The sequence below is a fragment of the Nocardia thailandica NBRC 100428 genome (assembly GCF_000308795.1).
Lineage (GTDB): Bacteria > Actinomycetota > Actinomycetes > Mycobacteriales > Mycobacteriaceae > Nocardia > Nocardia thailandica.
The window spans coordinates 1-13,477 of record NZ_BAGK01000061.1 but is presented as its reverse complement, the minus strand read 5'-3'; the positions used below and the strand labels follow the sequence as shown (position 1 = coordinate 13,477).

Genomic DNA, 13,477 nt, shown 5'->3' with positions numbered 1-13,477 from the left:
GGGCACCGCATCCCGGTGCCCGCGACGACCGATTCCCGGCGGCTAGTTCTGCTCGGCGGGCGGGGGCCCGGCCGGGCGGCCGACCGCCCGGCGGCGCGGCTTGCGCTCCGGGACGACCACCGGCTCGGCGTCGAAGTCCACCACCTTCGCGGCCGGGGCCTGCTCGGTGGACAGGACGAACACCGCGCCCGCGCTGTCGGCGGCCGGGGCCGAGGTCGAGCGCGCGACCCGGCGGCGCCGCGGCGCGCGGGCCGCGGGCTCGGGGGTGATTTCGGCCACCTCCGCCTGCGGTTCCGCCGCGGTCGCGGCCCGCTGCGCGGCGTCGCCCGCGGCCGCGATCTCGGCGGCCGTCTCGTCGTCGGCCTCGGGATCGGTGCCTGCCGCGGCCGCCTCGGCGGCGGTCTCCGCGCCGGCCGTCGCGGCGGCCACCTCGGCGGCCGTCTCGTCGTTCACCGTCGCGGCGGCGAGGGCCTCCTCCGGGACGGCCCCGGCGTCGGCGGTAGGCGCGGCGGCCACCTCGGCGGCCGTCTCGTCGTTCACCGTCGCCTCGGCGGCATCGCCCGCCTCCGCCTCGGCCGTGGACGCGGCCGACCGGCGGGCCGACCGGCGGCGGGTACGCCCGCCCCTGGCAGGCGCCTCGGCGGCCGGTTCGGCCACCGCCACCGCCGCGTCCGCGGCGGGCTCGGCGGCGACGACCTCGAGCGGCTCGACGCCGTCCTCGGTGTGGTGCGCGGCCATGGCGAGCGCGACCGGGTGCGCGCGCTTGACGGCGGCGTCCTCTTCGCTGTGCTCGGCCGCGGGCGCGGTGCCGTTGGTGGACGGGGCCGGGGTGGCGGCCTTCTCCTTGCTGTCCCTGGAGTCCTTGTCGCGGCCGCGGCGGCGGCGCGAACCGCTCTCGCGGGTCTTGCCCGCGGGCTCCTCGGCCGCGCCGCCCGATTCCACCGGGTAGCTGTGCACGAGGATGCCGCGGCCGTGGCAGTGCTCGCAGGTGGTCGAGAACGCCTCGACCAGGCCGGTGCCCAGTTTCTTGCGGGTCATCTGGACCAGGCCCAGCGAGGTGACCTCGGAGACCTGGTGGCGGGTGCGGTCGCGGCCGAGCGCCTCGGTCAGGCGACGCAGCACCAGGTCGCGGTTGGACTCGAGCACCATGTCGATGAAGTCGACGACGATCATGCCGCCGATGTCGCGCAGCCGCATCTGGCGCACGATCTCCTCGGCCGCCTCCAGGTTGTTCCTGGTGACGGTCTCCTCCAGGTTGCTCGACCCCGAACCGGTGAACTTGCCGGTGTTGACGTCGACGACGGTCATCGCCTCGGTGCGGTCGATGACCAGCGTGCCGCCCGAGGGCAGCCACACCTTGCGGTCGAGCGCCTTGGCCAGCTGCTCGTCGATCCGGTACTTGCCGAACACGTCGAGCCCGCCGGTGTTCTCGTGGCGGGAGACGCGGGACAGCATGTCCGGGGCGACGGTGCGGATGTAGTTCTCCACGGTGTTCCAGGAGCGGTCGCCCTCGATCACCAGCTGGGAGAAGTCCTCGTTGAACAGGTCGCGGATGACCTTGACCAGGAGGTCGGGCTCCTCGTACAGGGTCTTCGGCGCGCCGCTCTCCTTCTCCGCGGCCTCGGAGATGGTGCGCCAGGTGGCCTGCAGCCGCTCCACGTCGCGGGCCAGCTCGGTCTCGCTGACGCCCTCGGAGGCGGTACGGATGATCACGCCCGCGTCGGCGGGCACGATGTCGCGCAGGATCTCCTTGAGGCGCTTGCGCTCGGTGTCGGGCAGCTTGCGGCTGATACCGGTCGAGGTGCCGCCCGGCACGTACACCAGGAAGCGGCCCGCCAGGGAGATCTGGGTGGTCAGGCGAGCGCCCTTGTGACCGACCGGGTCCTTGGAGACCTGGACCAGCACCTGGTCGCCCGGCTTGAGGGCCTGCTCGATCTTGCGTTCGCGGCCGCCGAGGCCGGCGGCCTCCCAGTTGACCTCACCGGCGTAGAGCACGCCGTTGCGGCCGCGGCCGATGTCGACGAACGCCGCCTCCATCGAGGGCAGCACGTTCTGCACCTTGCCGAGGTAGACGTTGCCCACCATCGACGCCTGGCCGGAGCTGGTGACGAAGTGCTCGACGAGGATGTTGTCCTCCAGCACCGCCACCTGGGTGGTGGTCTGGTGGTGCGGGGCGTGCTCGGCGGCCTCGAAGGTCTTCTCGCGCACGACCATGACCCGGTCCACCGACTCGCGGCGGGCCAGGAACTCCGACTCGGTCAGGATCGGCGGGCGGCGGCGGCCTGCCTCGCGGCCGTCGCGGCGGCGCTGACGCTTGGCCTCGAGCCGGGTGGAGCCGGAGATGCCCTGCACCTCGTCGGAGGCGGCGGCGCGGTTGCGCGACTTGTTGCGCGGCTCGCGCTCGTGCACGACCGTGTTCGGCGGGTCGTCGTCGGCGGCCTCGGAGTCACCGGACTCGCCACCGACCTTGCGGCGGCGACGGCGACGCCGGCGACGGCTCGAGCCCTCCGGCGCGTCCTCGTCCTCGGCGTCGGATTCGTCTTCGGCGTCCTCGGCCTGCTCGCCGGACTCGGCGGCCGGCTCGGTGGTCGCGGCGGACTCGGCGGGCTCCGCGTCCTCGTCGGAGTCGGACTCGTCCTCGCCGTCACCGCCCTGCTCGCCACGGCCACGGCCACGGCCGCGGCGGCCGCGGCGACGGCGGCGCGGCTGCTGATCGCCGTCACCGTCGCCGGCGTTCTCGGCGGAGTCCTGCTCGTCGTCGGCGGCGGTGGTGTCGGTCTCGTCGGCCTCGGCCTCGGGCTCGGCGGCCGGTTCGGCGCGCCGTTCCTCGCGCTCGGCCTTGCGGCGACGGCGTGCCTCCTCGGCGGCCGCGACATCGGGCGACAGGAACAGCGGCGCGGCGACGGCGGCCGACTCGAACACGACCGGCTCGGCGGCGACCGGCTCGGTCTCGCGGTGGGTGAACAGGCTCGCGTGCGGGTCCTCCACCGCCGAGAACAGCCCGCCCGCGGCGGGCTCGGTGGCGGCGGGAGCGGCCGGTTGCTCGGCAGCGGGGGTCGCCGGGGTCGCCGCGGGGGCGGGGGTCCGCTCGGGGGCGGCGGGCGGGGTCGCGGGGTCCGCGGTCTCGGCGTCGGCGGCGGCGAGGGCGTCACGGACGCTCTCGGCGACCGCGCGGTCGACGTTCGACTGCACGCTGCGTGCTTCGGCGCCCAGCTCGGCCAGTTTGGCCAGGATGCGTTTGCTGGTCACCCCCAACCGCTTGGCCAGTGCATGAACTCGAATTCGCTCCGGCAATTGATCGGCATCCTGTGTGGTTGTGTCCAGCGGCTCTTGATCGGCCACGAAGTCTCCTCGGGCCCCCGGGCGCGTTCCTCCCGGCGACGGGAGTGACGCGGCCGGCGCGGGGGCATCGTCATCTGGGTCTCGCCCCGCGTGCGGTGGGTCGCCCGGATGGATCGTCGGGCGGACCTGCCGGCACGTGGGGCCTGGCGGTACGGCTTGACCTCGCGAAACGAGCGATCGTCCAGCGTGCCGCACGGGCACCCCCAGCAACGGGAGCGTCCGCGGCAGCGATGATCGGCAGCCGACCGCGATGTCATCCGGCCGGGTTCACGAATGGAACCCGACCGTGTTCAGTATCCCATACGGGGCGACCGATGATCGCCATCGGCGCTCGCGTCCGGGTTGTCGTCGGCGCTCCAGCCCGCCGTATCCACTGGTGGACACGGCGGGCGAGCATGCCGGTCGTCAGGCGAAGTCGGGGAACCAGAGGCCGATTTCGCGCTTGGCGGACTCGGGCGAGTCGGACCCGTGGACCAGGTTGTACTGGGTCTCGAGGCCGAAGTCGCCGCGGATGGTGCCGGGGGTGGCCTTCTCGACCGGGTCGGTGCCGCCCGCCAGCTGACGGAACGCGGCGATGGCGCGCGGGCCCTCCAGGATCGCCGCGACGACGGGACCCGAGGTGATGAACTCGATGAGCGAACCGAAGAACGGCTTCTCGGCGTGTTCGGCGTAGTGCTCGCCGGCGACCTGCTCGGTCACGTTCTTCAGCTCAAGGGCCTTGATGGTCAGGCCCTTGCGCTCGATGCGGGCGAGCACCTCGCCGACGAGGCCGCGCTCGACACCGTCGGGCTTGATCAGTACCAAAGTCTGCTCAGTCACGGCCGTAACATTAGCGGCGGCTTCGCCACCGCGCCGACCGGGCCCTCGGCCGCCGGAAACTAGGTCCGCTTCATGCGCTGGCTCGGCAGCAGTCCCGCGTCCATCCGGCGCTGGACATCCATCCGCAGCAGCAGGATGAAGGCCCACACCGCGACGAACAGCAGCCCGATCACGCCGATCGAGATGTGGAAGACGGTGCCGATCAGGACCGGTACCTGCAGCGCGAGGTTGAAGCCGATGGCCCAGGGTTTGCCCTGCACACCGGCGCCGAGGAACATCAGCACCGCCACGACGACGATGTAGGTGCCCGAGAACCAGGTGACGCCCCCGCCGACCGCCGCGATGACGGGCAGCGCGAGCAGGACGACGATCCCCTCCAGGATCAGGGTGCCCGCCATGACACCGCGGAACCCCTTCCACGGATCGTTCGCCGGCGGCGGGGTCTCCGGCGCGTCGTCGCGTTGCCCGGTCATGCGGGGTCCTTTCCGAACAGGGCGCGCGCGGCGCCCGCGGTCACCACGGACCCCGTGATCACCACGCCCGCGCCGGAGATGTCGCCGTCGTCGCCGGACTCCTCGGCCAGCGCGATGGCCGTCTCGAGCGCGTCGGGCAGGGTCTCGGCGGTGACGACGCGTTCGTCGCCGAACCGCTGGACGGCGAGGTTCGCGAGGCTGTCGACGTCGAGGGCGCGGGGCGAGCCGTTGGTGGTGACCACGATCTCGTCGAACACCGGCTCCAGGGCGTCGAGGATGCCGCCCGCGTCCTTGTCGCCGAGCACGGCGACGACGCCGACGAGTTTGCGGAAGTCGAACTCGCCGGTGAGGGTGGCGGCGAGGGCCCGGGCGCCCGCGGGGTTGTGGGCGGCGTCGATGAAGATGGTCGGCGCGTTGCGCATCCGTTCCATGCGGCCGGGGCTCGCGACGCCCGCGAACCCGGCGCGCACCGCGTCGAGGTCGAGCTGCCGTTCGGCGCCCGCGCCGAAGAACGCCTCCACCGCGGCCAGCGCCAGCGCCGCGTTGCGGGCCTGGTGCTCGCCGTGCAGCGGCAGGAAGATCTCGTCGTACACGCCGCCGAGCCCCTGCAGGGTGACCAGCTGACCGCCGACGGCGACCTGCCGCTCGACCAGCCGGAACTCCGAACCCTCGCGCGCGACCGCCGCGTCGGCCTCCACGGCCCGGCGCAGCAGCACGTCCATGACCTCGGGCTCCTGCTGGGCGATGATCGCGACCGTGTCGGTGGGGACGAGCGACTCCGGGGCCTTCTTGATGATCCCGGCCTTCTCCGCGGCGATGGAGGCGAGGTCGGGGCCGAGGTAGTCCATGTGATCGAGGCCGATCGGGGTGATGACCGCGACCTGCCCGTCGATGACGTTGGTGGCGTCCCAGGTGCCGCCCATCCCGGTCTCGACCACCGCGACGTCGACCGGCGCCTCGGCGAAGGCCGCGTAGGCCATGCCGGTGAGCACCTCGAACTTGCTCATGGCCGGTCCGCCCGCCGCCTCGGACTGCGCGTCGATCATCTGCACGAACGGCTCGATCTCGTGCCAGGTCTCCACGTAGCGGGCCGGGGTGATCGGGGCGTTGTCGATGCTGATGCGCTCGGTCGCCAGCTGCAGGTGCGGGCTGGTGATGCGACCGGTGCGCCGGTGCAGGGCGGTGAGCAGGGCGTCGATCATGCGGGTGACCGAGGTCTTGCCGTTGGTGCCCGCGACGTGGATGGCCGGGTAGTTGCGCTGCGGCGAGCCGAGCAGGTCCATCAGGGTCGCGATGCGGGTCAGCGAGGGCTCGATCTTGGTCTCGGGCCAGCGCTTGTCGAGTTCGGCCTCGACGAGCGCGAGCTCGGCCAGCTCGACCGGGGACGGACCCGAGCCGAGCCGGGCCGCGGCCCGGTCGGTCCCGCCGTACTGCGGTTCCGGCTCGGCGTTGTTCACTTGCCGCTCAGCTCCGCCAGGCGGGCGGTGATCCGCTCGACCTCCGCGGCGGCGACGTCGCGCCGCCCGGTGATCTTGTCGACCACCGGCTGCGGCGCCTTGGCGAGGAAGGCCTCGTTGCCGAGCTTGGCGGTGGTCTGGTCGAGCTCCTTGCGCGCGGTGGCCAGGTCCTTCTCCAGGCGGCGGCGTTCGGCGTCGAGGTCGATCGCGCCGGACGTGTCGAGCTGGACGGTGACCGTGGCGTTCGACAGGCGCACCTCCACCTCGGCGGTGGCGGCGAAGTCGTCGCCGGGCTCGGTGAGGCGGGCCAGGTTGGCGACGGGCGCGGCGAAACCGGCGAGGTCGGCGCCGTCGAGGCCGACCAGCCGGGCGGCGACCTTCTGCTTGTCGGCCAGGCCCTGGTCGCTGCGGAAGCGGCGGATCTCGGTGATCAGGCGCTGGGTGTCGGCGATGCGGCGCGCGGCGGTCTCGTCGGCGGGCACGCCCGAGGCGGCGGGCCAGGACGCGATCACCACCGACTCGCCCCCGGTGAGCGCCTTCCACAGCGACTCGGTGACGAACGGGATCGCCGGGTGCAGCAGGCGCAGCACGGCGTCGAGGACGTGGCCGAGCACGAGCCGGGTCGACTCCGCACGCTCCGGCGAGTCGGCGAACTGCACCTTCGACAACTCGAGGTACCAGTCGCAGAGCTCGTCCCAGGCGAAGTGGTAGAGCGCCTCGCAGCCCTTGCCGAACTCGTAGTTGTCGTAGGCGGCGTCGACCTCGGCGCGCACCGCGTCCAGGCGGTCCAGGATCCAGCGGTCGGTGTCGGTGAGCCGCTCCCGGGCGGGCAGCTCGCCGGTGTGCGCGCCGTTCATGAGCGCGAACCTGGTCGCGTTGAACAGCTTGGTGACGAAGCTGCGGGAGGCAAGCGCGTGCGATTCGCCGACCGAGAGGTCGCCGCCGGGCTGCGCGCCGCGGGCCAGGGTGAACCGCAGCGCGTCCGCGCCGTAGGACTCGATCCAGTCGAGGGGGTCGATGCCGTTGCCGCGCGACTTCGACATCTTCTTGCCGTGCTCGTCGCGGATCAGGCCGTGCAGGAAGACGTCGCGGAAGGGCACCTGCGGGTCGGCGGCCGGCTTCCCGGCGGCGATGGCCGGGTCGTCGGAGACGTACATGCCGAACATCATCATCCGGGCGACCCAGAAGAACAGGATGTCGTAGCCGGTGACCAGGACGCTGGTCGGATAGAACTTGGCCAGCTCGTCGGTAGCGTCGGGCCAGCCCATGGTCGAGAAGGGCCACAGGCCGGAGGAGAACCACGTGTCGAGCACGTCGGGGTCCTGCACGTAGCCCTCGGGCGCGGTCTCGTCGGGGCCGACGCAGACGACCTCGCCCTCGGGGCCGTACCAGATCGGGATGCGGTGGCCCCACCACAGCTGACGCGAGATGGTCCAGTCGTGCATGTTGTCGACCCAGTCGAACCAGCGCGGTTCCTGGCTCGGCGGGTGGATGACGACGTCGCCGTGGCGCACGGCGTCGCCCGCGGCCTTGGCCAGGGCCTCGACCTTGACCCACCACTGCATGGACAGGCGCGGCTCGATCGGCTCGCCGGAGCGCTCGGAGTGGCCGACCTGGTGCTTGTAGGGGTGCTTGCGGCCGACGACGCGGCCTTCGGCCTCGAGCCGCTCGCGGATCTTGACGCGGGCCTCGAACCGGTCCATGCCGTCGAATTCGGTTCCGCTGTCGGCGATCTTGCCGGTCTTGTCCATGATGGTCGGCATGGGCAGGCCGTGGCGCAGGCCGAGCTCGAAGTCGTTGGGGTCGTGCGCGGGGGTGATCTTCACCGCGCCGGTGCCGAACTCCGGGTCGACGTAGTCGTCGGCGACGATCGGGATCTGGCGGCCCGTGATCGGGTGGTACACCGTCGAGCCGATGAGCTTCGCGTACCGCTCGTCCTCGGGGTGCACCGCGACCGCGGTGTCGCCGAGCATGGTCTCCACGCGGGTGGTGGCCACGATGACGTGCGGTTCGTCGTCGTCGAGCGAGCCGTAGCGCAGGCTGACGAGTTCGCCGTCGACCTCCTTGTAGTCCACCTCGAGGTCGGAGATGCCGGTCTGCAGCACCGGCGACCAGTTGACCAGGCGTTCGGCGCGGTAGATCAGGCCCGCGTCGTAGAGGCGCTTGAAGATGGTCTGCACCGCGCGCGAGAGGCCCTCGTCCATGGTGAAGCGGTCGCGGCTCCAGTCGACGCCGTCGCCGAGGCGGCGCATCTGGCCCTGGATGGCGCCGCCGCTCTCGCGCTTCCAGTCCCAGACCTTGTCGATGAACAGCTCGCGGCCGAAGTCCTCTTTGGTCTTGCCGTCGACGGCGAGCTGCTTCTCCACCACGGTCTGGGTGGCGATGCCCGCGTGGTCCATGCCGGGCAGCCACAGCACCTCGTAGCCCTGCATGCGCTTGCGGCGGGTCAGCAGGTCCATCAGGGTGTGGTCGAGGGCGTGGCCCATGTGCAGGGTGCCGGTGACGTTCGGCGGGGGCAGCACGATCGAGTACGGCGGCTTGTCCGAGGAGGCGTCGGCGGTGAAGTAACCGGCCGCTACCCAGCCCTCGTACAGGTCGGCCTCTACCTCACCGGGGTTCCAGTTCTTGGGCAGGGCATCGGCACGATTACGCGAGTTGTCTGGGGCTCCGCTGGTCACGCGACGATTCTAGGCGGCGGCGCCGACCCGTCCGAATCACCCCTGCGTGGGTGTGGCCGGAGAAACGAAGGAGGCGGAAGCTTCGGTGGATGAGGGACACCGAAGCTTCCGCCTACACCTGTGATCCTACCGCCCGAACGGCGGTCGACCCGGAATCCACAAGCAATTCTCAGATTCCGTGGGCCACGCCACAGTGCCGGCGGACGACACGCACCCGACACGCCGAATCCTCTTGTGCCCCAGCACCTCCCCGGGAAATCAGGGGAATCCCTTATTGCCGTTATGCCCGAATTCACGGATTCTGGGAAGGGTGACTCCCCCGCTCGACGCCGTCCACTTCCCCGACCCTCCGGCGGGAAAGATCATCGCCCCGGCCGCCGTGCTCGACCTGCGCGGCGACGAGGTCACCGGGCTGCGCTACCCCGCCGCCGCGGTCGTGGTGTTCGCGGGTGTGCCCGGCGCGGGCAAGAGCACCGCGCTCCAGCGCTTCTTCGGCGTCCGCGCCGACGCCGAGGCGCCGGTGGCGGCCACCGCCCTGGTCCTGGACTCCCATCAGGCGCGAAACCGCTTGCGGCACCGGCTCGGCAGGCTGCCGTACCCGCTGTGGCGGCCGGTCGTCCACGTGGCGCACTACCGCGCCCTGCGCACCGCCCTGCGCACCGAGCCCGGCCCGGTGGCGCTGCACGACTGCGCGACCTTCGGCTGGAGCAGGCGGCTGATCACCGGCTGGGCGCGCCACGGCGGGCGCCCGGTGCACATGGTGCTGATCGACGTCCCCGCCGAACAGGCGCGGACCGGGCAGCACGCGCGCGGACGCCGGGTCAACGGCCTGGCCTTCCTCGGCCACTGCCGCCGCTGGGAACGGCTCATGCGCGACCTCGGCGCCCGCGACCGAGCCGCGATCGCGGGGCCCGAACTGCTCGGCGCGGCGTCGGTCGTGATCGTCGACCGCCCCGCGCTCGACCGCCTGCGGCGCTTCGCCTTCCACCCCTCGCCGGCGGACGGAGCCGCGACCGGCGCTTAGAGAACCGGGTCGCGGGGGGCGCGGCCGGACCCCGTCGTCAGCGGCGGGGCACCAGGACCGTCAGCGCGCCGGGCACGACCTCGGCGGTGACCGGCAGGGCACCCATGTCCTCGCCGTCGGCGGTGGCGAGACCGCCCGGCGCGGAGACCGTGATGCGCCGGGCACGGTAGCGGCGGGTGGCGGGATGGTCGATGCGTCTGCCCGCGGACAGCGCGGGCAGCAGGCGGGCCAGGCTCAGCCGGGACACGGCCCCGACCACGGTGAGGTCGAGATAGCCGTCGTCGGCGACCGCGTCGGGGCAGATGAGCATGCCGCCGCCGTAGGTACGGGTGTTGCCGATGGGCGTCATGACCGCCTCGGTCCGGATCGTGGCCCGCTCGCCCGCCGGATTGTCCAGCGCGCCCGGCGCGAGGCCGTCGAGCTCGATCTCGAACGGCAGGGTGTGCCCGCCCAGGATCTCCGCGACCGCCGCGAAGGTGTAGCGCAGCGGGCCACGCGGGCGGCGCATCCGGTTGGCGCGCAGGGTGACCCGCGCGTCGAAGCCGGCGCCCGCGACCGTGGCGAACCAGCGCGGCTCGGCGCCTGCGAGGCGGCCCAGGTCCATGACCGCCGTGCGGCCGTCCAGGACGACGTCCACCGCGGCCGCCGGGTCGCCGGTGGGGACGCCCAGCTCACGGGCCAGGTCGTTGCCGGTGCCCGCGGGCACCAGACCCAGCGGGACACCCGTCCCCGCGAGCGCGCCGAGCAGCACGTGCATCAGGCCGTCGCCGCCGACGCAGACCACCGCGTCCGGCCGGGCCGCCGGGTCGGCGATCGCCGCCCGCACCAGCCGCGCGGACTCGGCGGCGTTCGGCGCGCGCACCTCGGCGACCGCCACGCCCCGCGCGGCGCAGCGGGCCCGCACGACCGCGGACACGTCGTGCCCCTTGCCCGCACCCGAGTGCGGGTTGGTCACGACGAGGACGTGCCGCGCCGATGCGGCCGGATCACTGCTCACGGCACCAGCTTTCCAGGATTGAGGATGCCGGTGGGGTCGAGTTCGCGCTTCACCGCGCGCAGCACGCGCACGCCGAGTTCGCCGATCTCGGCGGTCATCCACGGGCGGTGGTCCGCGCCGACCGCGTGGTGGTGGGTGATGGTGCCGCCGGTGCCGGTGATGGCGTCGCCGGCGGCCCGCTTGGCCGCCGACCACTGGGTCAGCGGGTCGTCGAGCTGCTTGCACACGACGGTGAAGTAGAGCGAGGCGCCGGTCGGATAGGTGTGCGAGATGTGGCACATGACCAGCGGCGGGGTGCCCTGCGCGGCGAGGGCGTCGACCAGGGCGGTGGTGACCGCGGCCTTGAGGGCGCCCAGGTTCGACCAGCTGGTCGCGGTTTCCAGGGTCTCGCACAGCACGCCGAGGTCGAGCAGGGCGTCGCGCAGGTAGGGGGCGCCGAAGCGGCCGTGTTCCCACTGCCGGGCCGGTTCCGGGCCGAGCGGGGTGCCGCCCGCGGCGGCGAGCAGGTCGCGGGCCTCCCGCATGCGGGCGCCGGTGTGCGCGACGGTGCCCTCGAAGGTGGTGACGGCCAGGCAGCCCGACACCGGCGGCGCGCCGATCTCGGCCGTGCGGGCCAGGTTCAGGCCGGTCTCGGCCTCGTCGGAGAGCCGGAGGACCGTGGGCGCGGCGCCGGTCTGCACGACGCTGCGCAACGCGGCGGCGCCCGTGGCGAAGTCGGGGAACGACCAGGCCTCGTGGACGACCGCGTCCGGCACCGGGTGGACCCGCACGGTGACCGCGGTGATGACGCCGAGCGTGCCCTCCGAGCCGACGAAGAGCTGCCGCAGGTCGGGCCCGGCGGCCGAGGCGGGCCCGCGGCCCAGGTCGACGGTGCCCTGCGGGGTCGCGACCAGCACGCGTTCGACCATGTCGTCGAAGCGGCCGTACCCGGCCGAGGCCTGCCCGGAGGACCGGGTGGCGGCGAACCCGCCGATGCTGGCGAACTCGAAGCTCTGCGGGAAGTGTCCGAGCGAGAGGCCGTGTTCGGCCAGCTTCTCCTCGGCCTGCGGTCCGGTGAGCCCGGCGCCGAGGGTGGCGGTGCCGCTGACGGGGTCGACGTCGGTGAGGGTGTCCAGGCGGCGCAGGTCGAGGGCGACCACCGCCGGGAAGCCGCCGCGCACCGGGTCGACGCCGCCGACCACGCTGGTCCCGCCGCCGAAGGGGACGGCCGCGAGGCCGTGGGCGGCGCAGTAGGCGAGGACGTCGAGCACCTGGCGGTGGTCGGCGGGGAAGAGCACCGCGTCGGGCGCGTCCTGGGGGCCGTCGGCGCGGCGGCGCAGCAGGTCGGGGGTGCTCTTGCCGCCGGCGTGCCGGAGCCGGTCGATGTCGCCGACCCGCACGTGTTCGCGGCCGATGAGCGCGCCGAGCCCGGTGTGGTCGGTCTCACTCAGGGCCGACGGGACCAGCGGGACCTCGCCCTCCTCGCGCCGGGCCACCGGCTGCCCGGAGATCCCGAAGACCTGCGTGAGCAGGGCGCGGATGCCGTCGGAGAGGGGTTTGTGCCCGGCGGGCACGCCCCAGGCGTCCCACACCATGCGCGCCGTCCCGGCAGCGGAGTACTCGACGTTCGACTCGACCATGCGTTACAGTCTGACATATATTGTCAAGCAGTAAGCAGCCGGGCCGCGCTGTGCGGCCCGACCCGCTGGAACGCTCGATACCCTTGTGCCTTTCCAGCTCACGCGCGTGGCGCCGCCATCCCCGGCGCCACCCTCGACCCCGGCGGTGACACCGACATGACCGAACTCGCGACCATCCTGGACGCCGAACTCTCGCCGACCGACTCGGCGATCCTCGACGCCACCCGGGCCTGCGTCATCGAGTTCGGGGTGCGCCGCACCACCCTCACCGAAGTCGCCCGGCGCGCGGGCGTGAGCAGGCCGACGGTGTACCGGCGCTGGCCCGACACCTCGACCCTCATCGCCGAGCTCCTCGTGCGCGAGCTACGCCAGATCGTCGGCGAGACCATGCCGACCACCGGCCCGGCCCGGGACCGGCTGACCCGCGGCATCGTCGCCGGCGCGGCCGCGATCCGGTCGAACCCGGTGTTCGCCAAGATCTTCCGCACCGACACCGACCTGATGTTGACCTACGTGTTCGGCCGCCTCGGCCGCAACCAGCGCACCCTGATCGACCTGTTCGCCGCGGGCATCCGCGAGGGCCAGGCCGACGGGTCGATCCGGGCGGGCAACCCGGAGCAGCTGGCCGCGATGCTGCTGCTGGTCACCCAGTCGGCGGTGCAGTCGGCGGGCACGATCGAGCAGCTGCTCGCCGGCGCGGAGTTCGACGCCGAGCTGGCCACCACGGTCGAGGGCTATCTGATCCCCCGGGAGTGACGCTCCCCCACCGGCGCCCCGCGCCCCGCACCGAGGACCCCGTGATGACATCCGCCCTGAACGCCGCCCGCCGCGACCGCGACCTGCTCGACCTCGGTGACGACCCCCGGGTCGACCTGGTGGTGATCGGCGGCGGGGTGACCGGCGCCGGCGTAGCCCTCGACGCCACCCTGCGCGGCCTGCGCACCGTGCTGGTGGAGCGGCACGACCTGGCCTTCGGCACCAGCCGCTGGAGTTCCAAGCTCGTGCACGGCGGGCTGCGCTACCTGGCGAGCGGCAAGGTCGGCATCGCGCACGAGAGCGCGGTGGAAC

The 13,477-nt window shown here is 73.1% G+C and carries 10 protein-coding genes; 3 read left to right on the top strand and 7 right to left on the bottom strand.

Annotation, left to right across the window (positions count from 1 at the left end; translation table 11 throughout):
* Nucleotides 1–42 precede the first annotated feature (42 nt).
* The 5 genes from ON36_RS06685 to ON36_RS06665 all read right to left on the bottom strand — a co-directional run bounded on the left by ON36_RS06685 (nucleotide 43) and on the right by ON36_RS06665 (nucleotide 8,769).
* A complete protein-coding gene (locus ON36_RS06685; RefSeq protein WP_043649058.1) occupies nucleotides 43–3,342 on the bottom strand; it encodes a translation initiation factor IF-2 N-terminal domain-containing protein in 3,300 nt (1,099 codons plus the stop codon).
* A gap of 405 nt (nucleotides 3,343–3,747) precedes the next feature.
* On the bottom strand, nucleotides 3,748–4,161 hold the full coding sequence (ndk, locus tag ON36_RS06680) for a nucleoside-diphosphate kinase (protein ID WP_043649055.1): 414 nt from the start codon (nucleotides 4,159–4,161) through the stop codon (nucleotides 3,748–3,750).
* 59 nt (nucleotides 4,162–4,220) lie between these two features.
* On the bottom strand, nucleotides 4,221–4,634 hold the full coding sequence (locus ON36_RS06675; protein WP_043649052.1) for a DUF4233 domain-containing protein: 414 nt from the start codon (nucleotides 4,632–4,634) through the stop codon (nucleotides 4,221–4,223).
* Complete coding sequence (gene folC, locus ON36_RS06670) at nucleotides 4,631–6,091, bottom strand: bifunctional tetrahydrofolate synthase/dihydrofolate synthase (RefSeq protein WP_043649050.1); 1,461 nt, start codon at nucleotides 6,089–6,091, stop codon at nucleotides 4,631–4,633. The genes ON36_RS06675 and folC overlap by 4 nt, the downstream gene beginning before the upstream one ends.
* Nucleotides 6,088–8,769, bottom strand: a complete 2,682-nt coding sequence (locus ON36_RS06665; protein ID WP_043649047.1) for a valine--tRNA ligase — start codon at nucleotides 8,767–8,769, stop codon at nucleotides 6,088–6,090. Before ON36_RS06665 ends, folC begins: the two co-directional genes overlap by 4 nt.
* Nucleotides 8,770–9,079: 310 nt before the next feature.
* Here ON36_RS06665 and ON36_RS06660 point away from each other — a divergent pair, with 310 nt between their 5' ends.
* On the top strand, nucleotides 9,080–9,793 hold the full coding sequence (locus ON36_RS06660; protein WP_245557953.1) for an AAA family ATPase: 714 nt from the start codon (nucleotides 9,080–9,082) through the stop codon (nucleotides 9,791–9,793).
* A gap of 37 nt (nucleotides 9,794–9,830) precedes the next feature.
* On the opposite strand, the gene ON36_RS06655 is transcribed toward ON36_RS06660, so the two are convergent.
* Nucleotides 9,831–10,790 carry a diacylglycerol kinase family protein gene (locus ON36_RS06655; protein WP_043649045.1) on the bottom strand — a complete coding sequence of 320 codons (960 nt, stop codon included), beginning with the start codon at nucleotides 10,788–10,790 and terminating at the stop codon, nucleotides 9,831–9,833.
* Nucleotides 10,787–12,364, bottom strand: coding sequence for an FAD-binding oxidoreductase (locus tag ON36_RS06650; RefSeq protein ID WP_043649115.1), 1,578 nt, complete (start codon nucleotides 12,362–12,364; stop codon nucleotides 10,787–10,789). Before ON36_RS06650 ends, ON36_RS06655 begins: the two co-directional genes overlap by 4 nt.
* Before the next feature lie 201 nt (nucleotides 12,365–12,565).
* On the opposite strand from ON36_RS06650, the gene ON36_RS06645 reads away from it, so the two are divergent.
* The gene (locus ON36_RS06645; protein ID WP_052313711.1) at nucleotides 12,566–13,165 is read left to right on the top strand and encodes a TetR/AcrR family transcriptional regulator; all 600 of its coding nucleotides are present in this window, start codon (nucleotides 12,566–12,568) and stop codon (nucleotides 13,163–13,165) included.
* 44 nt (nucleotides 13,166–13,209) lie between these two features.
* Nucleotides 13,210–13,477 (top strand): FAD-dependent oxidoreductase (locus tag ON36_RS06640; protein ID WP_157224804.1); only part of this gene is annotated, 268 nt, incomplete at its 3' end.